The sequence below is a fragment of the Kribbella deserti genome, assembly GCF_042434725.1.
Taxonomy (GTDB): Bacteria; Actinomycetota; Actinomycetes; order Propionibacteriales; family Kribbellaceae; genus Kribbella; species Kribbella deserti.
Genome location: NZ_JBHLTC010000040.1, coordinates 198,176 through 220,782, shown reverse-complemented (window position 1 = coordinate 220,782; position 22,607 = coordinate 198,176). Strand labels below are relative to the sequence as shown.

22 protein-coding genes are annotated in these 22,607 nt (G+C 68.2%); 5 read left to right on the top strand and 17 right to left on the bottom strand.

What is annotated here, in order from left to right:
- Positions 1-122 precede the first annotated feature (122 nt).
- Positions 123-803, top strand: coding sequence for a hypothetical protein (locus tag ACFFGN_RS32340; protein ID WP_380055728.1), 681 nt, complete (start codon positions 123-125; stop codon positions 801-803).
- A 46-nt stretch (positions 804-849) separates the two neighbouring features.
- On the opposite strand, the gene ACFFGN_RS32335 is transcribed toward ACFFGN_RS32340, so the two are convergent.
- On the bottom strand, positions 850-2,061 hold the full coding sequence (locus ACFFGN_RS32335; RefSeq protein ID WP_380055726.1) for an MFS transporter: 1,212 nt from the start codon (positions 2,059-2,061) through the stop codon (positions 850-852).
- A 213-nt stretch (positions 2,062-2,274) separates the two neighbouring features.
- On the opposite strand from ACFFGN_RS32335, the gene ACFFGN_RS32330 reads away from it, so the two are divergent.
- Positions 2,275-2,724: a GNAT family N-acetyltransferase gene (locus ACFFGN_RS32330; protein ID WP_380055722.1), complete on the top strand. Its 450-nt coding sequence runs from the start codon at positions 2,275-2,277 to the stop codon at positions 2,722-2,724.
- Here the strand turns inward: ACFFGN_RS32330 and ACFFGN_RS32325 are convergent.
- The 4 genes from ACFFGN_RS32325 to ACFFGN_RS32310 all read right to left on the bottom strand — a co-directional run bounded on the left by ACFFGN_RS32325 (position 2,681) and on the right by ACFFGN_RS32310 (position 7,448).
- Positions 2,681-4,039, bottom strand: a complete 1,359-nt coding sequence (locus ACFFGN_RS32325; protein ID WP_380055719.1) for an aminotransferase-like domain-containing protein — start codon at positions 4,037-4,039, stop codon at positions 2,681-2,683. The two genes, ACFFGN_RS32330 and ACFFGN_RS32325, sit on opposite strands and share 44 nt — an antisense overlap.
- Positions 4,039-5,106: an alpha-hydroxy acid oxidase gene (locus ACFFGN_RS32320; RefSeq protein WP_380055716.1), complete on the bottom strand. Its 1,068-nt coding sequence runs from the start codon at positions 5,104-5,106 to the stop codon at positions 4,039-4,041. Before ACFFGN_RS32320 ends, ACFFGN_RS32325 begins: the two co-directional genes overlap by 1 nt.
- The gene (gene lipP1 / locus ACFFGN_RS32315) at positions 5,099-6,055 is read right to left on the bottom strand and encodes a LipP1 family hormone-sensitive lipase (protein ID WP_512700338.1); all 957 of its coding nucleotides are present in this window, start codon (positions 6,053-6,055) and stop codon (positions 5,099-5,101) included. Before lipP1 ends, ACFFGN_RS32320 begins: the two co-directional genes overlap by 8 nt.
- Positions 6,056-6,164: 109 nt before the next feature.
- Positions 6,165-7,448: an SGNH/GDSL hydrolase family protein gene (locus ACFFGN_RS32310; protein WP_380055710.1), complete on the bottom strand. Its 1,284-nt coding sequence runs from the start codon at positions 7,446-7,448 to the stop codon at positions 6,165-6,167.
- A gap of 364 nt (positions 7,449-7,812) precedes the next feature.
- Here ACFFGN_RS32310 and ACFFGN_RS32305 point away from each other — a divergent pair, with 364 nt between their 5' ends.
- From ACFFGN_RS32305 to ACFFGN_RS32295, 3 genes are read left to right on the top strand one after another with little or no spacing between them, the layout of a single operon-like run.
- Entirely contained in the window at positions 7,813-9,336 is a 1,524-nt protein-coding gene (locus ACFFGN_RS32305; protein ID WP_380055707.1) for an AMP-binding protein, read from the top strand.
- Positions 9,333-10,559, top strand: a complete 1,227-nt coding sequence (locus tag ACFFGN_RS32300; protein WP_380055705.1) for an MFS transporter — start codon at positions 9,333-9,335, stop codon at positions 10,557-10,559. The genes ACFFGN_RS32305 and ACFFGN_RS32300 overlap by 4 nt, the downstream gene beginning before the upstream one ends.
- The gene (locus tag ACFFGN_RS32295) at positions 10,540-11,226 is read left to right on the top strand and encodes an SGNH/GDSL hydrolase family protein (protein WP_380055702.1); all 687 of its coding nucleotides are present in this window, start codon (positions 10,540-10,542) and stop codon (positions 11,224-11,226) included. Before ACFFGN_RS32300 ends, ACFFGN_RS32295 begins: the two co-directional genes overlap by 20 nt.
- Positions 11,227-11,617: 391 nt before the next feature.
- Here the strand turns inward: ACFFGN_RS32295 and ACFFGN_RS32290 are convergent, their stop codons facing one another.
- Genes ACFFGN_RS32290 through ACFFGN_RS32235 form a run of 12 tightly spaced genes read right to left on the bottom strand, consistent with a single transcriptional unit; the run spans position 11,618 to position 22,598 of the window.
- Positions 11,618-12,967, bottom strand: a complete 1,350-nt coding sequence (locus tag ACFFGN_RS32290) for an ATP-grasp domain-containing protein (RefSeq protein WP_380055699.1) — start codon at positions 12,965-12,967, stop codon at positions 11,618-11,620.
- Positions 12,964-13,926, bottom strand: a complete 963-nt coding sequence (locus ACFFGN_RS32285) for an alpha-ketoacid dehydrogenase subunit beta (RefSeq protein WP_380055696.1) — start codon at positions 13,924-13,926, stop codon at positions 12,964-12,966. Before ACFFGN_RS32285 ends, ACFFGN_RS32290 begins: the two co-directional genes overlap by 4 nt.
- Positions 13,923-14,873, bottom strand: coding sequence for a thiamine pyrophosphate-dependent dehydrogenase E1 component subunit alpha (locus ACFFGN_RS32280; protein ID WP_380055693.1), 951 nt, complete (start codon positions 14,871-14,873; stop codon positions 13,923-13,925). The genes ACFFGN_RS32285 and ACFFGN_RS32280 overlap by 4 nt, the downstream gene beginning before the upstream one ends.
- Entirely contained in the window at positions 14,870-15,658 is a 789-nt protein-coding gene (locus ACFFGN_RS32275; protein WP_380055687.1) for a DUF3050 domain-containing protein, read from the bottom strand. Before ACFFGN_RS32275 ends, ACFFGN_RS32280 begins: the two co-directional genes overlap by 4 nt.
- 12 nt (positions 15,659-15,670) lie before the next feature.
- A complete protein-coding gene (locus ACFFGN_RS32270) occupies positions 15,671-16,579 on the bottom strand; it encodes a phytanoyl-CoA dioxygenase family protein (protein WP_380055684.1) in 909 nt (302 codons plus the stop codon).
- The gene (gene hppD, locus ACFFGN_RS32265; RefSeq protein ID WP_380055681.1) at positions 16,576-17,724 is read right to left on the bottom strand and encodes a 4-hydroxyphenylpyruvate dioxygenase; all 1,149 of its coding nucleotides are present in this window, start codon (positions 17,722-17,724) and stop codon (positions 16,576-16,578) included. The genes ACFFGN_RS32270 and hppD overlap by 4 nt, the downstream gene beginning before the upstream one ends.
- The gene (locus ACFFGN_RS32260; RefSeq protein WP_380055678.1) at positions 17,724-18,989 is read right to left on the bottom strand and encodes a beta-ketoacyl-[acyl-carrier-protein] synthase family protein; all 1,266 of its coding nucleotides are present in this window, start codon (positions 18,987-18,989) and stop codon (positions 17,724-17,726) included. Before ACFFGN_RS32260 ends, hppD begins: the two co-directional genes overlap by 1 nt.
- On the bottom strand, positions 18,986-20,572 hold the full coding sequence (locus ACFFGN_RS32255; RefSeq protein WP_380055676.1) for a class I adenylate-forming enzyme family protein: 1,587 nt from the start codon (positions 20,570-20,572) through the stop codon (positions 18,986-18,988). Before ACFFGN_RS32255 ends, ACFFGN_RS32260 begins: the two co-directional genes overlap by 4 nt.
- On the bottom strand, positions 20,569-21,030 hold the full coding sequence (locus ACFFGN_RS32250) for a beta-ketoacyl synthase chain length factor (protein ID WP_380055674.1): 462 nt from the start codon (positions 21,028-21,030) through the stop codon (positions 20,569-20,571). The genes ACFFGN_RS32255 and ACFFGN_RS32250 overlap by 4 nt, the downstream gene beginning before the upstream one ends.
- Positions 21,027-22,091, bottom strand: a complete 1,065-nt coding sequence (locus tag ACFFGN_RS32245; protein ID WP_380055671.1) for a beta-ketoacyl-[acyl-carrier-protein] synthase family protein — start codon at positions 22,089-22,091, stop codon at positions 21,027-21,029. Before ACFFGN_RS32245 ends, ACFFGN_RS32250 begins: the two co-directional genes overlap by 4 nt.
- Positions 22,084-22,344 (bottom strand): acyl carrier protein, encoded by a 261-nt coding sequence (locus ACFFGN_RS32240; protein ID WP_380055669.1) that lies wholly within the window; start codon positions 22,342-22,344, stop codon positions 22,084-22,086. Before ACFFGN_RS32240 ends, ACFFGN_RS32245 begins: the two co-directional genes overlap by 8 nt.
- Positions 22,344-22,598: an acyl carrier protein gene (locus tag ACFFGN_RS32235; protein ID WP_380055666.1), complete on the bottom strand. Its 255-nt coding sequence runs from the start codon at positions 22,596-22,598 to the stop codon at positions 22,344-22,346. Before ACFFGN_RS32235 ends, ACFFGN_RS32240 begins: the two co-directional genes overlap by 1 nt.
- Positions 22,599-22,607 lie beyond the last annotated feature (9 nt).

Sequence of the window (22,607 nt, the reverse complement as noted above, 5' to 3'; positions counted from 1 at the left end):
CACTGCCGTTCCTGAAAGTCAAAACCCCGGCGGTTTGGCCTGCTCACGAAGGAGCTACCAGGGACCGTTCCGGGGTCTTCGGATACCACACTAACACATAGCCACTTTGGAGGTGAGCGCTCGTGAACCATAACCAGGACCTACAAAGGCGTATCGCGAGCGCCGCCGGCAGGCACTTCGGCACGCCCCGCTTTCAGGGGTACCTCGACCACTGCGACGGCGATAAGGATAAGGCGCTGGCCTTCTACCAGTGGAATACCGAAGCCTCTGCGGCTATGTGGGAAACCCTCGGCCACCTTGAGGTCATCTTTCGAAACCGGGTTGCCGGCCAACTCGCCCAGCGCCATCGCCGACGTGGACTCCAGGGCTCGTGGCTTGACGCGCTCGCAGGTCAGCTGGACCAGAAAGGGGCCGCCGACATCGCGAAGGCTCGCGGCCGCGTGCAAAGCAAAGGCAAGCCAGTCAGCGACGGGCAGGTCATCGCCGAGCTGAGCTTTGGATTCTGGCGTTTTCTGCTCGCTCGGAGATACAACACCACACTCTGGCCCGCCATAGCCGGCGGCTTTCCCAACAGTCCAAACCGTGACCGGTCCACCATCGAACGTCCGGTAGTCCGTCTGAACGAGTTCCGCAACCGACTGGCCCACCACGAGCGCATCTGGAACCAACCGCTAGCCGCGCTGCACGAGGACACTCTCACGGTCATCCGCTACATCGACGGCGACTTGGCTGATTGGGTCGGTCAGCAATCCCGGATGCCTACCATCATCGCGTCGGCCCCCCAACGCCTCCCGCAGCCCTAGCCCGCCGCCGGTATTTACGACCCAGGTCGAACCCTGCGTCTCTCCGCTAGCTAGCCAAACAGTCATCGGTAGGATTCATTAGGTGGCCGAGCACTTGGTCGCCGCCTCCAGAATGGCCAACCGGACCTGCGGGCACTCTGACGCAGAAGGCCAGGGCGATCGCGAGGACGAGGGTGGTCAGGGCGAAGGCGACGGGATAGCCGGTGCCGGCGACCACCAGGCCGAAGGCGATGGCGCCGACGCCCCAGCCGGCGTCGTACGCGAGGTTCCACAGGGCGCTGACCTGGCCGTAGCGGTGGACCGGGACGCGGTCGTACATGATCGAGAGCGTCACGTTCTGGGCGGCGCCGAAGCCGAGTCCGAACAGCAGCATGCCGACGAACAGCACGGCGGTGTTCGACATGAACACCAGGGATCCCGCGCCCAGTGTGGCGAGAAGTACCGACGGCAGCAGCAGGCGGTTTGCCCCGTGCCGGTCGCCGTACCGGCCTGCGAGCCAACGGGCCACGGGCGCGGCAGCGGCCTGGATCAGCAAGGCGGCGGCGACCACCGAATGATTGCCATCGGCAACCGCTAGCGGTACGAAGGTGACGCCGACACCCGCAGCCACCGTCACGGCCGCGAACACCAGCGCCGGCCTCGGCAATCCGCTGCCGCGAAGGCCCTTCAGTACGTTCGTGTGCTGGTCCCCGGCGGAGGCCTTCGCGGTGGGGAGGCCCGGGATCATCGTCAGACTCGCCAGCGCGGTAACCGCCGCCAGGACGAATACACCAGTGAAGCCGATCCGATCGACCAGGAACACGCCCAGCGGCAGAGCCGCCACGGCCGGTACGCCGACCACCACACCGTACGTGCCGAGCGCCTCACCGCGGCGATGAGCGGGCGCCACCTCGGCGATCAACGCGACGGCGCCGACCACCAGGATCGCGAGGCCCGCGCCGCGGATCAGGCAGACGATCAGGACGGGAACGAGGTCCGTCGACAATGGCAGGGCCAGAGCCGGTAGGCCGAGCAGGATCAGCCCAAGGGCCAGGGTGTCGCGATAGCCGAAGCGGGCCAGCATGCGCGGTACGGCGAGTTCGACCGCCACCGCGGACAGCATCATCGCGCCGGTGGACAGGCCCGCGCCCAGACCGCTCGCGCCGTTGGTCGCGAGGTAGAGCGGGACCACCGAGGTCAGCAGGTACATACTCAGCCCCGACCCCAGCACCGCGACCAACAACCGCACCAACTGCGGACTGAACAGCTTCTCGTTCATGGCACTCCCTCACCCGGCCGACTCCATCGCCAGCCACGCTAGAAGCGAACCGGTCCGCCGTTGAGATCCAATTCCACCCTCCGAACAAGGACCAATTCCGCCCGCCCTGGAGTTGCCGTGAGTGGTCACGTCTGGTCGCCGCAGCGGTTTCGGCAGGGGGCAACGCAGGCGACCACCCGCGGAAACGACCTGAGGGCCGGGTATACAGGGGTGGTGGTGATTCGAGCGGCGCGGCCGGATGAGGCTGGAGTGTTGTCGGACCTGGCGGTTCGCAGCAAGGGGCACTGGGGGTACGACGAGGAGTTCCTGGCCGCTTGCCGGGATGAGCTGGCCATCCGGCCCGAGCAATGTGACGGCGTCCACCTGATGGTGGCGGCATCCCCCGAGTTGCAGGGGTTCTACCTGCTCGAGCCAGCCGAAGGCGGTACCGGTGAGCTGTCCGCGCTTTTCGTGGACCCGGCGGCGATCGGCCAGGGCGTCGGATCGGCCCTCCTAGCCCATGCCGTCATCACCGCACGAGACCTAGGCCTGCACGAACTCACGATCGACTCCGATCCGTTCGCCGAGCCGTTCTACCTACGCCACGGCGCGCGCCGTACCGGCAGCATCCCGAGCGGATCTATCCCTGGCCGGGTGCTTCCGCAGCTCCTGCTGCCGCTTTGAGCTCCGAGCGCACTGCTGCCGCTTTGAGTTCCGCGCGCACTGCTGCCGTTTTGAGCTCGGCCCGCAGGAGATCCGCGAGCCGCGCGAGGCCGGTGGTGATCTCGTCCCGGCTGACCGCGCTGCACGAAAGGCGAAGGGCGTTCACCGGCGCGGAGCCGTCGTAGAAGTGGGACATCGGGGTCCACAGCACGCCGTACTGCTCGGCCGAACGTCGGAGCAGCGCGTCATCCACCGGGAACGGCACGGTGACGACGACGAAGAACCCGCCCGCCGGCACATTCCAGCTCACTTCGCCATCCGGGAAGTGCGCCGCGAGGCCGTCTGTCAGCAGCTGCAGGTTCGAGGCGTAGACCTCGCGCTCGCGCTGGTTCGCGGTGATGAGGCTACAGCCGTTCTCCAGCAGTTTGCCGCCGACAACGGCCTGCGCGACCGCCGAGGTGTTCACCGTCAGCATGCTCTTGATCTTCGACAGCTCGTCGGCGAACAACCCGGCCCCGGTGACGCGCTGATCCGCCACCACATACCCGACCCGAGCTCCGGGTAGCGCGGTCTTCGCGAACGACCCGAGGTAAACGACCCGCCGTTCGGTGTCGAGAGCCTTCAACGTGGGCAGGCGTTCGTGGCCCGCCGCCGGGAACAGGCCGTACGGATTGTCCTCCAGCAATAGGAGATCCTCCTGGGCGGCGATCTCCAGCAAGCGCTGTCGCATCTCGAGATCGAGGCTCAGCCCGGACGGATTGGCGAAGTCGGGCATCACGTAACAAGCCCTCGGCCGCAACCCTGCCGCGCGAGCTTGTTTGACCTGAGCAATCAAATCGTCGATGTCGACACCTTCGGCGCCGCCGGCAACAAACCGGACCGGCAGGTCGACGAGCCGGGCCGCGCCGGTCAGTCCGACGTACGCCGGGGCGACCGCGAGCAGCACGTCCGCCGGTCCGGCCCGTAACGCCCGCAGCACCAGGACCATCGCCTCCTGGCAGCCGACCGTCACCACGATCGACTCGGGGTCCACCTCGATGCCCTCATCGAGGCGCAGATTCGCGGCGACCAGTTCGTGGATGATGCCCTTGGTCCGCCCGTACTGGACCAGGGTCCGCCGGATCGCCGCTTCGTCGTACCCACGTTCGGCCAGGTGCGCCGTGAAGGTCCGCAGGTACGAGTGCAGGTCCTCGACGTCGTAGAACTCCTCGTACGGCCGGCCGGCCGCGAGCGAGATCGCGTCGGGATAGTGCTGCGCCACCTCGTTGAGGAAGTTCATCGACAACAACGCGCGATCCCCCAGCGATGGATGCAGATCCTCGATCGCCAGATCCATCAGCTCTCCCGCGAGGTGGCGAGCCGAGCCGCCGCCGCGACATCGGCACAACCCGCCAGCAGCAGTACGTCGATGAGGTCGTCGCGCAACCGCACCAGCGCCGTGCCGGCATCGTCGACGGCCAACGCCCAGAGCAACGGCCTCCCCAGCAGAACCCCGGCCGCTCCGGAGGCCAACGCCCGCAGGATGTCCGTGGCGCCACGGACACCGCTGTCGAGCAACACCTGACAGTCGTTGCCAATGGCATCCACTACAGCGGGCAGAGCGTTGATCGAGGCAACGGATCCGTCGAGCTGGCGACCGCCGTGGTTCGACACCACCACACCGGCGGCGCCGATCGCGACCGCGCGACGGGCATCCTCGGGATCGAGAATTCCCTTCACCACAAGGGGAAGAGAACTTCGGCCGGCCAGCCACTCCAGGTCGTCCCAGCCCAGCGCCGGATTGAAGACCGAGGCCGTGTGCGCCGCCACAGCAGACACGGCCCCGGCCGCTTGATGAGCCCGGCCGGTGGATCCCTCGACGAGGTTCGCCGCGATCACACCGGTAGGCAGTACGAAGGAGTTGCGAACATCGCGCAACCGCCGGCCCATCACCGGCACGTCGACGGTCACCATCAAGGCCGAGCAACCAGCCGCCACGGCACGATCGATCAGCGACTCCACGACACCGCGATCCCGCAACCAGTAGAGCTGGAACCAGGCGATATCGGCGGCTGCCGCGATCTCCTCCAGCGGATGGCTCGACAGCATGCTGATGACGTAGGGAATGCCCGACGCCGCCTTGGCCAGCCCCAGTTCCCCATCGGGATGTACGAGCTGCTGGTAGGCCATCGGCGCCACCGCCACCGGGAAGGCGACGGACTGTCCCAGCAGGGTGGTCGACGGATCGGCTTCGGCCACGCCCGCAAGCACCTTGGGAATCACCGATACGGCGTCCAGCGCGGTTCGATTGCGCCGCAAGGTGGTCTCGGCACCACTGCCACCCGCGACGAAGTCGAACACCTCGGCGGGTAAGACCTCGGCCGCGAGGGATTCGTAGTCGGCCAGGCAAACGGCCTCAGTCATCACCGGCCTCCGCCGGTTTCAGGTCGAAGGCCCCGGCCAGGAACGCGGCCGCCTCGGCGATGGCCTGACGGCCACCTTCGAGTACGCCTGACATCGCGAAGAACCCGTGCACCATGCCGTCGTACCGGCTGAGCACGGTCGGTACCCCGGCGGCGAACAGCTTCTCGGCGTAGAACTCGCCTTCGTCGCGCAGCGGGTCGAACTCGGCCGTGATCACGAGGGCCTTCGGCAGTTCGGCGAAGTGGTCCGCCAGCAACGGCGAAGCCAGCGGATTGAGGCCGTCGGCCGGATCGGCCAGGTAGTGGTTCCAGTACCAGCTGACGGAGGTCTTGTTGAACAGGTACGGGTCGTCGCCCTCACGCATCGACTGCGTGTCCGAGCCGTACCGCGTGTTCGGGTATACGAGCAGTTGCGCGGCCAGCCGGGGCCCACCGGACCGCGCCAGCAACGTCACCGCGGCGGCGAGATTACCGCCGGCGCTGTCGCCACCAACCGCCAGCCGATCCGCGTCCACCCGCAGTTCCGCGGCGTTGGCCGAGATCCAGGCAGTGGCCTCGTGACAGTCGTGTACGGCGGCGGGGAACTTGTTCTCCGGGGCCAGCCGGTATCCGACCGTGATCACCTGACAGGGAACGGCGTTCGCCAGCCGTCGGCAGATCCCGTCAGCGGTGTCGATGCTGCCCAAGGTCCAGCCGCCGCCGAAGAAGTACACCAGCGTCGGCAACGGCCCTTCGCCCTCGGGCCGGTAGATCCGGATCGGCAGCTCACCCTCGGCTCCCGGCACCGTCCGGTCGATCACCTCGTGCACCGGTTCGACCGCACCACCCGCCGCCTGGATCGACGCCAGGTCCGCGGCGCGCGCCTCGGCCAGGGATTGGGTGTACAACTGCGGTACGTCGGCGGCCGCGCGCTCGGCACGCATCCGCTGCACCTGCGGGTCAAGAGCCATCAAGGTTCACCGAAATCTCACTTCGCCCATCACGTACGCGGTCACCGACGCGATCCTGCCGCTCCAGAAACTCTGCGGCCAGGATCGCGTCGGCTTCCACTTCGAGGATCTACTTCAGCAGTTTGAGATCGATCGCGTCGGCCATCGCCTGGTAGCCGGCGTCGTTCGGGTGAATGTGATCACCCGAGTCGAACGCGGGCAGCAGACGGCTCGGGCGGGCCGGATCGCGCAGGACCTTGTCGAAGTCGAGCACGGCATCGAACTCGTCACTCGACCGCAGGAAGGCGTTGACCGCCATCCGGGTCGCGTCCTTCTCCGGGGTCCAGACGCCGGGAGCACCCGTGCCCTCGTACGGCGCGAGCGTGGCGACGATACTGCGCAGGCCCTTCTGCTTGGCCTGGGCGTTGATCTGCCGCAGTGAGGCGATGATCGCGTCGGCGGAGTCGTTCGACATCCAGATGTCGTTGATACCGAGATCGGTGATCACGGTGTCGACACCGGTCTGGCTGAACACGTCCTCGTTCACCCGGGCCAGCGCGTTCACGCCGAGCTCGTTGAAGCCCGGGAAACCGCCCGCGCCCGGCTCGTTGCCCTCGTGGTTCAGCCGGCTGCCGGCCAGGCTCGCGTTCAGCACGCCCGGCGCCTTCTTGCCCCAGGCCCGGTCGAGCCGCTCGGCCAGCTGGTCCGGCCAGCGGTTGTTGCCGTTGAAGGTCGAGCCGTTGCCGTCACCGAGCGAGTCGGCCAGTACGACGACCGAGCCCGGCGCCTTCTTGGTCTCGACGTCCACGCCGGACACGAAGAACCAGCAGCAGGTGCGGGTGGTCGTGTAGCCGGCGCCACCGGCCTCGGCGGTCAGGTTCGACGGGCCGACGAAGTTGTGGTGCATGGTGTTCGAGTGGAAGGTGGTCGGCCCGGTGCCGGTCGGGAAGTAGACGCTGACCACCAGCTCCTCGAGCGGGTTCAGCTTCAGATCCACCGGGTCGCTCAGCAACTCGGCGCCCTTGTTCATACTGGCGGACGCGCTGCCACCGTTGAACGTCAGCGTGCGCACCGTGGCCGGGTCGATGTCACTCAGCTCGGGCGTTGCCTTGTTCGGCCGGGCGATCGTCGCCGCGCCGACCGCGACGGCCTGCTCGCCGTAGATGTTGGTCAGCCGCACCCGCAGGCGGTCGCCGCCGATGCTGGTGCGGATGTTGAGCCGGACACTCTGGTTGTTGAGTCCGGCGTTGGTCGAGCCGGTGGCGTTGCCGTGGGTCACGGCCGCCGCCCAGGTCCCGATCCATTCCTTGTTGCCGCCCTGCCAGACCTGGTCCCCGGCGGTGACCGCGGAGGATCCCACCAAGGCCAAGGCCACCGAGGCAGCGACGGGTTGCCAACTTCTGCTGATCTTCACGAGATTCGAGCCCCTCACACGTTGCAACGCACAACCCGTCCCCCCGGGCGCGCTCATTGGTGACGGGAAACGTAGTCGCAGCACTGTTTGCGCGTCAATCGTTTCCGGGCCGGTATTTACGCCCATTTCGCAGCGTTACGAGCCATATCTCTAGGTAATTGCGAACGATGGTGAAGGCCGGGAAAACCTTCTGTTCAAGGGCTGGCAGCGATCCGTCCGAGCGGTTAGAGTCTGGCCAGAGGCGTGGGGGCCTCAATCATCGACAAATGGTCTCTTTGTGCTGCCCGAAAACAGGTCCACTAAACACCTGGCGGGCGGCCTTTCCGGCATTTGCTGACCGGACCGGCATTTGGGGGAACGGCGGATGGAAAATTACGTTCGGCGCGTTCTCGAGCTGTTCGCCTCGTTCGGCTCACGCGAGGCGCTGGTGGGTCCGGACCGGCGGGTGACGTTCGACCGGCTCCGCGCCGACGTACTGGCTCGTGCGGCCGCCCTGCGCGACGCCGGCGTCAAGCCCGGTAGCGCCGTACTGGTGATGGTCGCGAACAGCGTCGAGGGCCCGATCCTGCAGCTGGCGTTGCACTTGCTGGGCTGCCGCTCGATGTGGGTCGCACCGGTCACGGCCCGCAGCGAGATCGACCAGTTCGTCCGGATCACCGCGCCGGACGTCTTCATCTACGACCCCGCGAACGGCCTCGGCGCCGAACTCGCCGCCGGCCTCGACGTACCCGTGCTGTGCCTCGGCCGGGGTGGCACCGGCCCCGACCTGACCGCGCCGTACGACGGTGCGGCGTTCGACCTGCGGGTGGTGGTGCCCGAGCCCGACTCGTTCCTGCAGACGAGCGGCACCACCGGTACGCCGAAGCTGGTCCACCATCGCCAGAGCTTCTACGAGCAGATCATCACGCTGGCCGGGCAGTTCGTGGCGGCGGGTTATCCGCTGTTGCGGCACCTGTCGCATTCGCCGATGTGGCTCGCGAGTGGGCAGATCACCTCGCTGTTCAACCTGTTCACCGGTGGCGTCCTGTTCCTGCGCGACGAGTGGGACCCGGCCCGGTTCCTCGCGACGATCGAGGCCGAGCGGATCAACTCGACGTTCGTCACGCCGCCGATGCTGTATGAGGTGCTGGATCATCCCGCGCTCGACGGCGCCGATACGAGCAGCCTGTTCATGTTCAACGTCGGCGCCGGGCCTGCCTCGCCCGCGCGGCTGCGGCAGGCCATCGCGCGGTTCGGCCCGGTACTGCGGATCGTCTACGGGATGAGCGAGGCCGTGGTGATCACCGCACTGCCCGGGCTCACCGAAGACCCGGCCCATCCCGAACGCCTGCAGTCGTGCGGTACGGCGTACGGCGACGTGCGAATTGAGATCCGCGACGAAGACGGCAAGGCCCTTCCCGTCGGCGAAACGGGCACCGTCTGGGTCGCGAGCCGGTTGAGCTTCGCCGGGTACTTCGGTCAGCCGGAGCTCACCGCCGAAACACTGGTGGACGGCTGGGTCCGGACGAACGACGTCGGCTATCTGGACGAGGACGGCTACCTGTTCCTGGTCGATCGACGGCAGGACATGATCGTGACCAGCCGCCGCAGTTGGCCGATCTTCTGCCGCCCGATCGAGGACGCCCTGACGGCTCATCCGAAAGTGGCGAACGCGGCGGTGATCGGCGTACCCGATCCGGTCGTCGGCGAGGTGCCGCACGCGTTTGTCGTACCGTTGCCGGGAGCAACCATTGAACCGGCCGAGCTGATCGGCCTGGTGACGGAACGCCTGAGCGAGCTCTACGCGCCGGGGCGGATCACCTTCGTCGATCGGCTGCCGCTGAACCGCTCGGCCAAGATCGACAAACAGGCCCTCCGCGCCTTGCACGCCGCGGGGAACGTGGGGTGAGGAACCGCAGCGGGCTGATCGCGCTGATCACCGCGGACATCGTGTCGGCGGTGGGCAGCCGGATCTCCGTGCTGGCGCTGCCCTGGCTGGTCCTGATCACCACCGGCAGTCCGGCGAAGATGGGTCTGGTCGCGGCGGCCGAGATGATCCCGTACCTGATCACCGGCGTGTTCGCGACTCCCCTGGCCGATCGCTTCGGCCTGCGGCGAACCTCGATCTGCACCGATATCGGCAGCGCCGTAGCGATGGCGGCGATCGCGGCGGCGCCGAAGCTCGGGTTCGGCGCGCTGCTGGTTCTGGTCGCGGTGATCGGCGCGCTGCGCGGCGTCGGCGATCGGGTCAAGAACGCGCTGATCCGCCCGATGGCCGAACTGGCCGGCGCCAAGCTCATCCGCGTCACCTCGTCGTACGAAGGTCTGAGCCGCGGTGCGACCCTGCTGGGCGCGCCCCTGGCCGGCGTACTGATCGCACAGTTCGGCGTCACCACGGCGATCTGGATCGACGCGGCCACCTTCGCCATCTGCGCGGTGATCGTGCTGGCCCTGGTGCGACCGCCCGCGCCCGCGGAACCGGCCGTTCCGCCCGAGCGGGAGCCGTACCTGACCGCGCTCAGTGGTGGTTTCCGCTACCTGCGCCAAGACCAGCGCCTCGCGGGCATGGTGATGATCATCTTCGCGCTCAACCTGTTCAGCAACGCGGGTACGGCGGTGTTCATCCCGCTGTGGATCAACGAGCACCTGCACTCCGCGAACGCCCTCGGCCTGGCGATCGGCGCCTTCGCCGCGGGCGCGCTGATCGGCAACATTCTCTTCACCGCCGTCGCGACGCGCCTGCCGTTGCAACTGGCCTTCGTCGTTGGTGCGGTGATCAGCGGCGCGCCCCGGTTGTTCGCCCTCGGTCTGAGCGACAGCCTGCTGCTGGTCTGCGTGATCAGCCTGCTCTCGGGTGTCGGCCTGGCCGCGGTGAATCCCGTGCTCGGCGCGATGCTGTACGAACGAGTGCCGGTCGCCTTGCAAACCAGGGTGATCGGCCTGGTCGGCTCGTTGTGCTTCGCGGGCCTGCCGATCGGCGCGTTGCTCGCCGGTCAAGGCACCGCCCTGCTCGGGCTGACGAACGCGCTTTTGGTTGCCGCTGGCATCTGCCTGGTGGTGACGCTCATTCCCGTCGTACGTTGGACGCCGTCCACCGCCGAGGAGGTCCCCAGTGATCCGCAACGAGCTTGATCCGGGCTGCGGTTGGATGGATGGCGCGCCCGATCCGTACTGCCTACGCCCTGGCCAAGCCGCTGAACTCGTCGCGGGCCATCCGTGGCACCGATTCGTCGTACTAGGTGACAGCGTGGCAAGCGGCCCCACCGAACCCGTCGCCGGATACAACCCCGAGCACTGGACCACCCAGGTGGCGAACGCCCTCGGCGTGGAATTCCTCAACCTGGGCGTGAGCGGGCTCCGCGCGCGGGAAGTCCGCGAGTCCCAGCTGGAACCGGCCGTGCACTTCCGGCCGGACCTGGCTTTGGTGGTGTGCGGGGGCAACGACGCCTTCAGCAGCCGGTACGACCCGGAGGCGGTGGACGCCGAACTCCGCGCGATGATCCTGCGCCTGCAACGAGCGGGCGCGGAGGTCATCACCATCGGAATGTTCGACGTCTCCCACAGCCCGGCGGTCCCGGACCACTTCCGCGCGGGTCTCGGCGAACGCATGCGCACCCTCTCCGCCCACACCGCCACCCTGGCCCACGAACTCGGCACCCTGCACGTCGACCTGACCAGCCACCCGGCCTCAAAAGACCCGACCATCTACAGCACCGACGGCAAACACGGCAACGCCCGCAGCGACGCCATCGCCACCACCCAAACCCTCCACCGCCTAACCACCCACCTTCACCCCTAACCCAAAATGGCCCACCTCCGCCTGGCGTGCCCCGGCATGTCCCGGCGTGTCCCGGCGCGTCATCGGACGCTTGTGACGCGGCGTGTCGGCATTCATTGGACCCTTCTGACCACGCCGCCCACTCCCGCGAAGCCCGTCCGTCTCCGCCTCGGAACGCATCGGTCCGAATCTGCCCTCCAGTCATCGCCGGCTTGTATCGGTCAGCACGGGAGAGGGCTGACTCGGACCGAGGGGTGCAACGTGCGCGGCAGGCTGCTGGCTGCGGTCACAAGGGTCCGATGAAGGGCGACACGCCGCGTCACAAGCGTCCGATGACGCGCCGGGGGCCGGTCAGAAGCGTCCGATGAAGGGCGACACGCCGCGTTACTAGGGTCCGATGAACGGTATGCAGTTATTCGGTGAGGAGGAGGCCGCTGGTTAGGGCGCCTTGGCCTAGGTTGACGACGGAGCCGGCGCCGGGGACCTGGAAGCGGAGGTAGGCGCCGGCGGGTTGGCGGCCGAAGAGGTACGGCGCGATGCAGTACGGGACTTCCGTTTCGACGACCTCGCCGGTTTCCATCTCGACGAAGTGCATCGAGAGGCGGTCCGCGGCGACGTACTCCTGGAGGACCTGCCCACCCGTCGCCAGCGCCGTGGCGAGGGACGCGCGCCAGACTTCGGGTGAGACCTCGGGGCCGACGACTACGCCGGCGCCGCCGTACGTGCCGGCCGGTTTGAGGACGAGCTCGGCCTGAGCCGACTCCGCGTCCGCCAACCCCGCAGGCGTGAGTACCGAGGTGTGCGGGACGTGCCGGCGGAGCAGGTCGGCGTCGGTCGGGGTCATCAGGTCGATGTCATGCCACAACCACGCGAAGATCGTTTTGTTGCCGAGCAACCACGCGGCCGATGACGTGAACATCCGGACGGTCCCGTCGCGCAGCGCGCTGCTCAACGCGTCGGTACCACGTCCCTGCGGCACGTCCTGCGGAATGAACAACCGCAGTACGGCGTCCAGCGGCGCGCCGTCGGCACAGAGCCGGCCTTCGTCGTCGAGGTCGAGCCACTCCATCGGTCGTACGACGACGTCCAGGCCGGCGCGCTTGGCCCGGTCGCACACCGGTTGCAGCAGCGCGATCAGCTTCTCCGGGTCCTGCGTATCCGGGTAGTCGCCGCCCATGTGGAACAGCAGTCCCACCTTCGCGCCTTCGGACAATCCGAGGCTGTCGCGCATGGCGAAGTAGCGCGCGTCCACGGCCGACGGCGGTGGTTCGATCCGGACGCCCTCGAGCACGGGATCACCGGCGTACGACGCGACGAACCGCTCGGCGATTCCGTCCGAGTCGAAGGCACCACCCAAGGCGCTGTCGATATTGCACTCGACCACCCGGGCCACGCCATCGGAGAGCAGGATGTCCGGGCGGATGGCCAGCAGCAGGTCTTCCGACAACACCTCCTCCTCGTCCAGGAACTCGATGTACCCGGGCGGTACGCCGAGCAGGCGGCGCAGGTCTCCGACCGTACGGGCCCGCCGACGGCACGACTGGAGGATCAGTTCGGCCAGCCGATCGCAGAACGCCGTCATCGCGCCGTACTCCGCGAACGTCAGCATCGGCGGGCGGAGCGGGCGCCAGACTTTGTTGTGGGTGGCGACACCCGCGTAGATCGTGGCCCAATTCTCCTTGCCCCGGGCAAGCATCGCCGTACGCACCGCGGCCGGCAGGCGTTCCCAGGCGGACGTGGTCTGTTCGATGCCGGCAGTCATCCGAAAACCTCCAGGAGTAACGACAACAGGTCCTCCCGGGAGGGCTGGACCGCGCGATCGAGAGCTTGAGCAAAAGGCAGTACGGCGCCGTCCGGCCGGGTGATGCGGCGCGGCGGCGTGTCCAGCCGGAACCGTTCGACGGCGCCCGCGATCACCTCGGCGGCGAAACCGCAGGACCGGTTCGAGTCGTCGATCACGACCAGCCGGCGGGTCTTCGCCAGCGACTCCCCCAGACCGGACCAGTCGAAGGGATAAACCGTGCGCGGATCGAAGACCTCGACCGAGATCCGGCCGGCGAGTTCGTCCGCGACCGCCACCGCGTCGTTCACCAAGTGGCCGAGGGCAACAACCGTGACGTCCGAACCGGCCCGCGCGATCCGGCCCACGCCGAGCGGAACCGGCGCGAGCAAGGCGAAGTCCAGGTCGTCGCGGACCGGCAGGGCCGCCGCCGGGGCGAACAGCACCACCGGGTCGTCGTCGCGAATCGCCGACAGCAGCAGGCCGTACGCGTCCGACGGTGTCGCCGGTACGACGGTCTTCACCCCGACATGGGCGAACAGGCTGTACGGGTGGTCCGAATGCTGCCCGGCCCACCCGGTCCGCGAGCCCGAGCCCGGTACGACGTACGTGACGGGTACCCGGCACTGCCCACCGGTCATCAGCGAGAACTTGTGCGCCTGGTTCGCGATCTGCTCGAAGACCAGGAACAACAGCGACGGGATCTGGAACTCCACCACCGGGCGCAACCCGGCCAGCGCTGCACCTGTCGCGAAGTTCGTGAAGGCCTGCTCCGACAGGGGCGTGTCGAGCACCCGGTCGTCGCCGAAGCGGGCGTGCAGTCCGGCGGTCAGGTTCGACGCCGCGACACGGATGTCCTCGCCCATCAGGAAAACGCGCTCGTCCCCGGCCATCTCGTCACCGAGAGCCCGGTTGAGCGCCTTGAGATACGAAAGCTTCATCGCAGCCTCATCGCGTACAAGTGGTCGAGCGCGCCTTCGGCCGAGGGGTGCGGGCTTGCCAGCGCGAAGTCCGCCGCCGCGTCGAGCACGGATTCGATCTCGGCGTCGATCGCCGTGACCACCTCCGCGGCCAGGCGCGAACCCTGAATCTCCACCGGATCACGCGAACGCCCGGCGGCCAGTTCGTCCGCGGACCGGTAGTCCAGCCGCGACCGGTGCTCGAACGTGTGATGCGCGTCGAACCGGTACGTCAGGCATTCCAGGAACGTCGGCCCACCACCGGCGCGGGCCCGTTTGACCGCGGTGGCGGCGGCCGCGAGCACTGCCTCCGGGTCCTGCCCGTCGATCGTGAACGCCGGAATACCGAAAGCCCGGGCACGCGCCGGAATGCTGCCCGCCACGGCGCCGTCGACCGGCATCGTGGTGGCGTACCCGTTGTTCTCGCAGACGAACAACACCGGCGCATGCCACAACGCGGCCAGATTGAAGGCCTCCAGCAGCATGCCCTCGTTCATCGCGCCATCGCCGAAGAACGTCGCCACCACGGTGTCCCGGCCCTGGCGGCGATGCGCCCAGGCGGCGCCGGTGGCGATCGATCCCGCGGCGCCAACGATCGCGTTGGCGCCGAGAATGCCGATGCCGAAGTCGGCCGCGTGCATCGAACCGCCCCGGCCGGAGTTCAGCCCGGTGGACCGGCCCATCAACTCGGCCAGCATCCGCGCCGGATCCGCGCCCTTGGCCAGCACGTGCCCGTGACCGCGATGCGTGCTGGTGATCTGGTCGCCCGCCGCCAAGGCCGCGCACACCCCGGCAGCGATCGCCTCCTGGCCGATGTACGGATGGATCCCGCCGACGATCTCACCGGACCGGACGAACTCGATCGAGCGCTCCTCGAAGCGCCGGATCAGCCGTACGGTCCGGTAGAGGCCGGCCGAGTCAGGAGTCATCCGGCCTTGACCGCGGCGAGAATCGAGTCCCACAACCGGGCCCGGGCGGCGAGTGCGGTGTTGATGGTGTCCGCGCACGCCTCCCACTTGGCGGTGTCGTCGCCGCACAGGTCGGTCACCATCTGCATCGCCATCGGGGTGTGGAACTCACCGTCTACCTCGATGTGCCGCTCGAGGTAGTCCACGAACGTGTTCAGCCGGTTGGAGCGCTCGTTGACCGCGACCACCTGGGTGAACATGTCGGGGATCAGATCCTCGCGACCGAAGGCGAACGCGGCCGCCTGGCAGTGCACGGGCTGGTTCTCGATGATGTCCCATGTCGTGGAGGCGAAGTCGATCGAGGCCTGCGGCACCCCAGCGACAGCCAGCGCATCCGTCACCGACGAGCCGTCGCGCAGCAGGTCGATCAGCTTGTCGATCGCGGTGGTGTCGGCACCGGCCTCCTTCATGCCGTTGACGTACAGCTCGAAGTGGCTGATGAAGCCGTCGCCGAGCTCGTCGCTCTCCTCGACCATAACGATGTCGTTGATCAGCCGGCGGCTGCCGGTGTGCGCGGTCGGGATCCACGGCACCGTCACGCAGGTGAGTTCGCGCTGCAGGGACTTCAGCAGGGACATGAAGTCCCAGACCGCGAAGACGTGGTGCTCCATGAACATCACCAGCGACTCGTGCGTGTCCAGGTTGCCGTAGAGCGGATGCTGCACGACCTTGTCCCGCGCGGCACTGACGGCCTTCTCCAGCTGCTCGATGCCCGGGTGGGTCTGACCCCAGTCATAACGTGACATGACAAAGCTCCTTTAGCGATCGGCCCAGAGAGTGGGGCAGAAGTCGGGATCGGCGTAGTCCGGCCGCCCGTCAGATGTGCGGCGAACCACCGCGTCGTGGTTGTACGACGCGAGGCTGCCGTCGGACAGCGGGAACTCGCGGTAGGAGTTGCCGCCGTCCTGGAGGTGCAGCGAAATCGCCCGGCGCGGGCGGTCGCTGACGTTCGCACCACTGCCGTGGTACGTCTTGCAGTGGTGGAAGTTCATGTGGCCGCGCGGAATCGTGATCGGCACCTTGACCACCTCGACGCCGTTGTACTCGGCGTTTTCGGTCAGCATCTGTTCCAGCTGCGAGCGGTCGCGTTCGGCGAAGTGCCGGACCACGGTGTCGTCGGAGCCGATCTCACGCCAGCGGTGACTGCCGTCGACCATCGTGATCGTGCCCATCTCGGGCGGGCAGTCGTGGAACGGGATGAACGCGGTCAGCATCCGCTCCGACGACGAGGACGACCAGTAGTGCTTGTCGAAGTGCCAGGGCACGATGTTCGACGGTTCGCCCGCTACCGGTGGCTTGTAGATCAGCGTGGACTGGAAGATCCGGATCTCTTCGACCTGGGCCAGCCGGGCCGCGACCGCGCCGATCAGCGGTTTGCGCAGGATCTTCGCCAGGCCGTCGTGCTCGTAGTGCACGTAGTCGTTGTGCCGCTGGACCTCGCCCTTGGACGGATCCCAGTACGCGAGCTTCGGCGGCCGGACCGGAAGCGTCCGGTCGCGTTCGCCCGCGTAGTACCGCTCGCTGGCGTTGACCAGCTCGTCGGTCTCGTCGTCGGTGAGCAACTTCTTCGACAGGTACCAGCCGTGCTCGGCGTAGAAGGCGACATCCTCGTCGGACGGCAGCAGCGCGATCTCTTCCTCGGACAGCGTGAACTCGAGCCCGCTCATGCCTCAGCTCCCGACAACTCGGCCCCGGAAAGCGCGGCGCCGGACAGCTCGGCGCCGGGGAGTTCCGCGCCGGGGAACTCGGCGCCGGCCAGCTCGCGCTCCTTGGCCTCGTACAGCGCCTTGATGTTGCCGCTGCCGAACGTCATCGCGCCGCGCCGCTCGATGATCTCGAGGAACAGCGTGCGCCGCACGTGCATGGACTCGGTGAAGATCTGCAGCAGCTGACCCCAGTGATCGCGATCGACCAGGATGCCGTGTTTCTGCAGTTCCTCGATCGGCGTCTCCACCTCACCGACCCGGTCCTGCAGGGCGCGGTAGTACGACGGCGGTGTACCGAGGAAGCGCACGCCCCGGCTGGACAACGTACCGACGGCCTCGACGATGTCGCTGGTGGCCAGCGCGATGTGCTGTACGCCGGCGCCCGCGTGCCACTGCAGGAAGTCGTCGATCTGGCCCGGCCGACGGCTCAGATCGGGCTCGATCAACGTGAACGTGACGTGCTTGGACGGGCTCTGCACGACCTTGGAGTCCATGCCCTGCCCGGCCACCTCGATGTACTCCTCGAAGATCCGGTTGAAGCCGAAGACCTCTTCGTAGAACCGGGCGGTCGGCTCCAACTGCTCGGCCGGTACGCAGATGGCCAGGTGGTCGATCTCGCTGAAGAGCTTCTCGTCCGGGCCCGCGGCCGGCTCGCTGATTTGGATCACACCGGGCATGAACTCCCGGCGCGGGCCGTGCCGCTCGACCAGCCGGTGGATGACGTCGCCGAAGCCGGCCACCTCCGCGACCACCACGGTGGTCTCCTGCTCGTCGGTGTAGGTGACCGGCTCACGTAGCGAGGTGGCACCGCGGGCCAGCAGGGTCGTATAGGCGACGGCCGTGTTGTCGACCTCCAGACCGACCACGGCGACACCATCACCATGGCGCTGCACATATTCGGCCGCCGGGTGGTCCGCGGCCAATCCCGAGGTCAGCAGAATTTGCACGGCGCTTTCCCGCAGCAACAACGAGCGCTGGTCGGCCAGACCTGTTTCCGGCCCGCCTTGCCCGTGCACCTGCAGGCCAAAGGCCGTACCCAGATAAAACGCCGCCTGGCGGGCGTCGCCCACGTACATTTCCACGTGGTCGATTCCGTAGATCTCCATCACCGCACCTTTCCCTCACCAATGGATTTCTCGGGCACACTGGGCGGGCCGAGAAGAAGACTGACGTTCTGCCCGCCGAACCCGAAGGAATTCGAGACGGCGAATTCCAGCGCGACGGCGCGCGGCTCTTTCCGGACGTGGTCCAGCGCGCAGGCCGGGTCCGGATCGTCGAGGTTGTACGTCGGCGGCAGCAGCCGGTTGCCGAGCGCCAGCGCGGTCGCCGCCGCCTCGACCACGCCGGAGGTGCCGAGCATGTGACCGGTCAGGGCCTTGGTCGAACTCACCGCGGGATCCACACCGTCGAAGGCGAGACCGATCGCGACCGTTTCGGCGACGTCCCCGAGCTTGGTCCCGGTGCCATGGGCGTTGACGTAACCGACCTGGCGCGGGCTGACCCCCGCACTCGCGAAGGCCCGCCGCATACATTCGGCCGCGCCCTCGCCGCCGGGCCTGGGCGCGGTCGGGTGGTGCGCGTCGCAGGTGGCGCCGTACCCAGCGACGTCGGCATAACCCGTCGCGCCCCGGGCGGCCGCGTGCTCGGCGCTTTCCAGCACCAGCAGGGCCGCGCCTTCGGCCAGCACGAACCCGTTGCGCCGCAGATCGAACGGCCGGCTCGCGTCCGCCGGATCGTTCCAGCCGCGTGCGAGGGCCCGGGCATTGCCGAAGGTCTCCGCGAAGGTCGGGAACAGCGGCGCCTCGCTCGCGCCGCACAGCACCACGTCCGCCTCATCACAGCGGATCAGCCGCACCGCGTCGGCGATGGCCTGCGCACCGGAGGCGCACGCCGTACCGACCGAGGAGCTGTAACCGCGGATGCCGTGCTTGATCGCCACCCGGGCCGACGGCATGTTCGGCAGAATGCCCGTCAGCAGGTAGGGGCTGACGGCCGCGCGACCACGCTCCGTTCGCGCGACCACCTGGGCCTCCAGCGTGGCCATACCGCCGACGCCACCGATGATGACCGCCACCCGGAACGGGTCGACGTTCTCCCCGATCACCAGGCCCGCGTCCGCGAGGGCGTCCTGCGCGGTCAGCAGTGCCAGTACGACGGTCCGGTCCAGCGTCTTCGCGTCCGGACCGGTCGCCACCTCCGCGACCGCGCCACCCTCGACGAATCCGGCCAGCTCGATCGAGTCCGCGACCGGATGGCCGAGCGGTGGCCGGGACAAGCCGGACTTACCGTTGCAGAGGGCATCGAAGACCTGGGCCGGGCCGCGACCCACCGGGGTCATCATGCCCATCCCCGTGATCACCGCGGCGGTCATGAGATCAGCTGCCTCTCGCGCAGCGCGACCTTGCGGACCTTGCCCGTGGCGCCCTTCGGGATGTCGGCGCTGACCTCGACCTTGCGCAGCGTGGCACCCAGCTCGGCGCCGAGGGCCGCCCGGATCACCTCGGTGCGGTCCAGCGCGGGATCGGCACCGGGCCCGAGTTCCAGCAGTACGTCGGTGATGACCTGGCCGTTCTCGTTCACGATGACGGCCGTGCAGTCCGCGACATCCGGACAGGCCACCAGCACGCGCTCCTCGGCCTGCGCGGTGTAGAACCCGTCGGTCGAATCCGCCGCGCGATCCAGGTGGAAGAACCGCCCGTCGGCGTCGCGGTAGACCAGATCGCCGGTCAGGTAGTACCCGTTCAGCCGGAAGCGGTACGTCGTACCGGAGTCGTTCCAGTAGCCCGGGGACAACGTCGGCGACTTGATGCCGAGGTGGCCCACCTCGCCGGTGCCGAGCTCGGTGCCGTCGAGGTTCAGCACGGCCACATCCACGAATTTGTAGGGCTTTCCGATGCACCGGCCATAGGTGTCGGTATCGACCCGATGCGTGACGTGGAACATCGAATGGCCCATTTCGCTGGACCCGAGCCCGTCGATGAAGTGCGAGCCTGCCGTGCGTACGACCCCCTCGCGGGTCATGCTGTCGCGGTTGCCCTGGGCAACAAGCTTCCGGACGTGCGGCTCGTGCGTGCAGTCGCCGGTGTTGAACCACAGCCGCACCGACGACAGGTCGTACGCCGACAGGTCCTGGCGGGCCAGCTCGGCCCAGGTGACGGAAAAGCCGAACACGCTCTGCGGCTTCCAGCGCTGGATCGCGTCGAGAACAACCTCGCCGGCCTGCGAGGACAACGCGAAGAACTCGGCGCGATTGCCCAGCGCCTGGTTCATCATCAGCACTGTCGCGGTGTGCGGTGCGGGCAAGGCATTCAGGATGCGCCCGGTGCCCTGCGCCTGCGGCATCGTCAGCAGGTGCCGCGTCGCCGCGAACAGGCTGCTGTGCGTATGCAGCACGGACTTCGGAATACCGGTCGTACCCGAGGTGTGCGTGATCACCACCGGGTCGTCCTGATGATGCCGGTACGGCGCCGGGGCGTCGGCCGGGTCCGCCTCCGCGATGGCGGCGGTGTCCCCGAGGATCGGCGTACCGAGATCGTGCGGCCGGAGCAGCTCCAGGTGCGCGGCGTCCGCGAGAACGCCGACGGCCCGCAGGCGGCGAATGTACTCCGCGACGATGTCCGCGGCGAGATTCCCGTTGATCAGCGCGGGAATCGCGCCGAGCCGGGTCAGCGCGAGGTAGCCGAGGATGTGGTCGGCGGCCGTACCGGTCCAGATGGCGATGGGGTCACGTGGTTTGACACCTTGCGCGTGCAACCAGGCGGCCCGGGCGTCGACCCGTTCGTCCAGTTCGCGCAGCGTCAGCGGGTGTTCCGCGGGGAATCCGTCCACGGCGGTGTCGAAGATCAATCCCGGCCCGTCCGGATCGGCTCCACCGGCCAGGACCCGGGCCAGCACGTTGCCGGCCCCGACGGCCGGATCAGCGGCCAGGGCGGCCCGGCTGCTCAGCGTTCTCATCGCGTCTCTCCTCCACTCACCAGCAGGGCGGCGGCGCCGTCCGGGTTTTGTTCGATCAGCACCACGAGCACGCGATCGGCGTCCCCGTCGGCGATCAGCAAGGCTGCCTGTGCGAGAGCTTCGGCGCGCGGATCCGCGACCGGGCTCAGGCAGACGACCGGTCCGTCCAACTGCCAGCGCGCCGCGATCTGACCGGCAACGCTGTTCGGAACGGACTGGAAGAAGTACAGCGGCCCGAGCCGGTCGCCGGACTCGACGACCTGGCGGACGTGCCGCGCGGACTGCTCGTCCCCACTCCGGCTGACCAGCAGTACGCCGGTACCGGGCTGGGGCGTTACTTGCTCAAGGCAACGTTCCGCCACGGCCGCGGCCAACGGGCTGAAGCTCGATCCGACGAACCCGGGCAGCGCCGGTGGCTGCTCCCCCACCGGCCAGGAAACCTCTTTGAGTACGGTCATGCGGCACGCACCAGCAAGGCCGTGTTCGCGCCGCCGAAGGCCGAGTTCAGGCTCAGCCCGTACGACGTACCTGGGCGGCGCGGGCCGTCGAGAACGAGGTCCAGCGGGCACGCGGGATCCGGACCGAGATAGCCCGCGTTGACCGGTAGCTTGCCCGCGTTCAGCGCCAGCACCGTGATGGCCAGTTCGAGCAGGCCCGAGGCCTCCAAGGCGTGTCCGTGCACGGCTTTCGTCGAACTGACGGGCGGAGTGTCCTGACCGAAAACCCGTTGCAGGGCAGCCGCCTCGGCCGCGTCGCTGAACTTCGTGCCGGTGGCGTTCGCGTTGATGTAGCCCACTTGATCCGGCGCTACGGCGGCTCGTCCGAGGGCCGCCGTGATGGCCCGGGCCAGGCCCTTGCCTTCCGGATCGGGCTGGCAGGGGTGGAACGCATCGCCCGCACGGCCCCAACCGGCAACCTCGGCGAGGCCATCACCCGCCTGCAAGGTCATCGCGACCACCGCGTCGCCGAGCAACAGCCCTTGCCTGCCAAGGCTGAACGGCCGCACGACGTCATCGGTGGACAAGGCCCGGCCCGCGTCGAACAACGCGTACTGGCCGGGTTCGACCAGGTAGCCGGCGGCCACCACGATGCGGTCGTACTCGCCACGTTTGATCAGCGAGGCGGCGTCCGCGATCGCCGTACTGGCCGAGACGCAGGCGCTGGTGTAGATCCGGTTCGGCGCGGCCACGCCGGTTCGGGTGGCCAGTTGCCGAGCGTCGCCGGAAAGGCCTGGGTGTCCGTGTGCCGCGAGGAACAGTGGTGCCGCGGCCTTGTCCGCGCCGGTCCAGCCTGCCTCCGCACAGGCCGTACCAATGGCGGAAGCCAGCTCGTCCTGCAGCGGGGCGACGTCGGCCGCGGTGGCCGCCGTACGCACGCGGCGGCCGGCCGCGTCGAACCGGCGAACCGGTCCGAACGCGGCCGAACCGCTGAGCGCCGCCGCGAGCTGGGCCTCGCCACCCCGCCCGAGGGCGCTCAGTATCGAAAGGCCCGTGATCGAGACCGGCCGGACCTCAGCCATCGGCAGCCACCCGCGCAGCCTTCGCCGCGGCGTCACCGCGGGCCTCGTTCAGGACCGCGACGGCGTCGGTGATCGAGCGGATCCGGTCCAGCCGGGCGTCGTCGAACTCCACGCCGTAGCGCTGTTCGGCCTGATGCACGAACCAGGCCAGCTCCATCGAGTCGATCCGCTCGGCGTCCGGGCCGGTGCCGAGCTCGCGCTCGCCGAGACCGGCCAGCAGTTCGAGCACGTCGGCGCGGGTGATCTCGCTCATCAGACCTGCTGCGCGAGCCGCGAGGCCACCTCGGAGGTGAACTCGCCGACGGTCATCAACGCCAGCGACTCGGTCTCGTCGTCGCCGAAGCGCACGCCGAACTTGTCCTCGACCCGGACCGACAGATCGGCCAGCGCCAGCGACTCCAGGTCCACCCCGGCCGGGCCGAGCGTGGTGCTGTCCTCGATGCCCTCGACGTCGTAGTTCATGTCCTGCAGAGAGGCGATGACGAACTCGCGAACCTCGTCCTTCATTACGGCTAC

Bases quoted from the DNA above. Each gene is read 5' to 3' on its own strand.
- ACFFGN_RS32335 (WP_380055726.1), bottom strand. From the start codon at position 2,061: ATGAACGAGAAGCTGTTCAGTCCGCAGTTGGTGCGGTTGTTGGTCGCG.
- ACFFGN_RS32325 (WP_380055719.1), bottom strand. From the start codon at position 4,039: ATGGATCTGGCGATCGAGGATCTGCATCCATCGCTGGGGGATCGCGCG.
- ACFFGN_RS32320 (WP_380055716.1), bottom strand. From the start codon at position 5,106: ATGACTGAGGCCGTTTGCCTGGCCGACTACGAATCCCTCGCGGCCGAG.
- lipP1 (WP_512700338.1), bottom strand. From the start codon at position 6,055: ATGGCTCTTGACCCGCAGGTGCAGCGGATGCGTGCCGAGCGCGCGGCC.
- ACFFGN_RS32305 (WP_380055707.1), top strand. From the start codon at position 7,813: ATGGAAAATTACGTTCGGCGCGTTCTCGAGCTGTTCGCCTCGTTCGGC.
- ACFFGN_RS32290 (WP_380055699.1), bottom strand. From the start codon at position 12,967: ATGACTGCCGGCATCGAACAGACCACGTCCGCCTGGGAACGCCTGCCG.
- ACFFGN_RS32285 (WP_380055696.1), bottom strand. From the start codon at position 13,926: ATGAAGCTTTCGTATCTCAAGGCGCTCAACCGGGCTCTCGGTGACGAG.
- ACFFGN_RS32280 (WP_380055693.1), bottom strand. From the start codon at position 14,873: ATGACTCCTGACTCGGCCGGCCTCTACCGGACCGTACGGCTGATCCGG.
- ACFFGN_RS32275 (WP_380055687.1), bottom strand. From the start codon at position 15,658: ATGTCACGTTATGACTGGGGTCAGACCCACCCGGGCATCGAGCAGCTG.
- ACFFGN_RS32270 (WP_380055684.1), bottom strand. From the start codon at position 16,579: ATGAGCGGGCTCGAGTTCACGCTGTCCGAGGAAGAGATCGCGCTGCTG.
- hppD (WP_380055681.1), bottom strand. From the start codon at position 17,724: ATGGAGATCTACGGAATCGACCACGTGGAAATGTACGTGGGCGACGCC.
- ACFFGN_RS32260 (WP_380055678.1), bottom strand. From the start codon at position 18,989: ATGACCGCCGCGGTGATCACGGGGATGGGCATGATGACCCCGGTGGGT.
- ACFFGN_RS32255 (WP_380055676.1), bottom strand. From the start codon at position 20,572: ATGAGAACGCTGAGCAGCCGGGCCGCCCTGGCCGCTGATCCGGCCGTC.
- ACFFGN_RS32250 (WP_380055674.1), bottom strand. From the start codon at position 21,030: ATGACCGTACTCAAAGAGGTTTCCTGGCCGGTGGGGGAGCAGCCACCG.
- ACFFGN_RS32245 (WP_380055671.1), bottom strand. From the start codon at position 22,091: ATGGCTGAGGTCCGGCCGGTCTCGATCACGGGCCTTTCGATACTGAGC.
- ACFFGN_RS32240 (WP_380055669.1), bottom strand. From the start codon at position 22,344: ATGAGCGAGATCACCCGCGCCGACGTGCTCGAACTGCTGGCCGGTCTC.
- ACFFGN_RS32235 (WP_380055666.1), bottom strand. From the start codon at position 22,598: ATGAAGGACGAGGTTCGCGAGTTCGTCATCGCCTCTCTGCAGGACATG.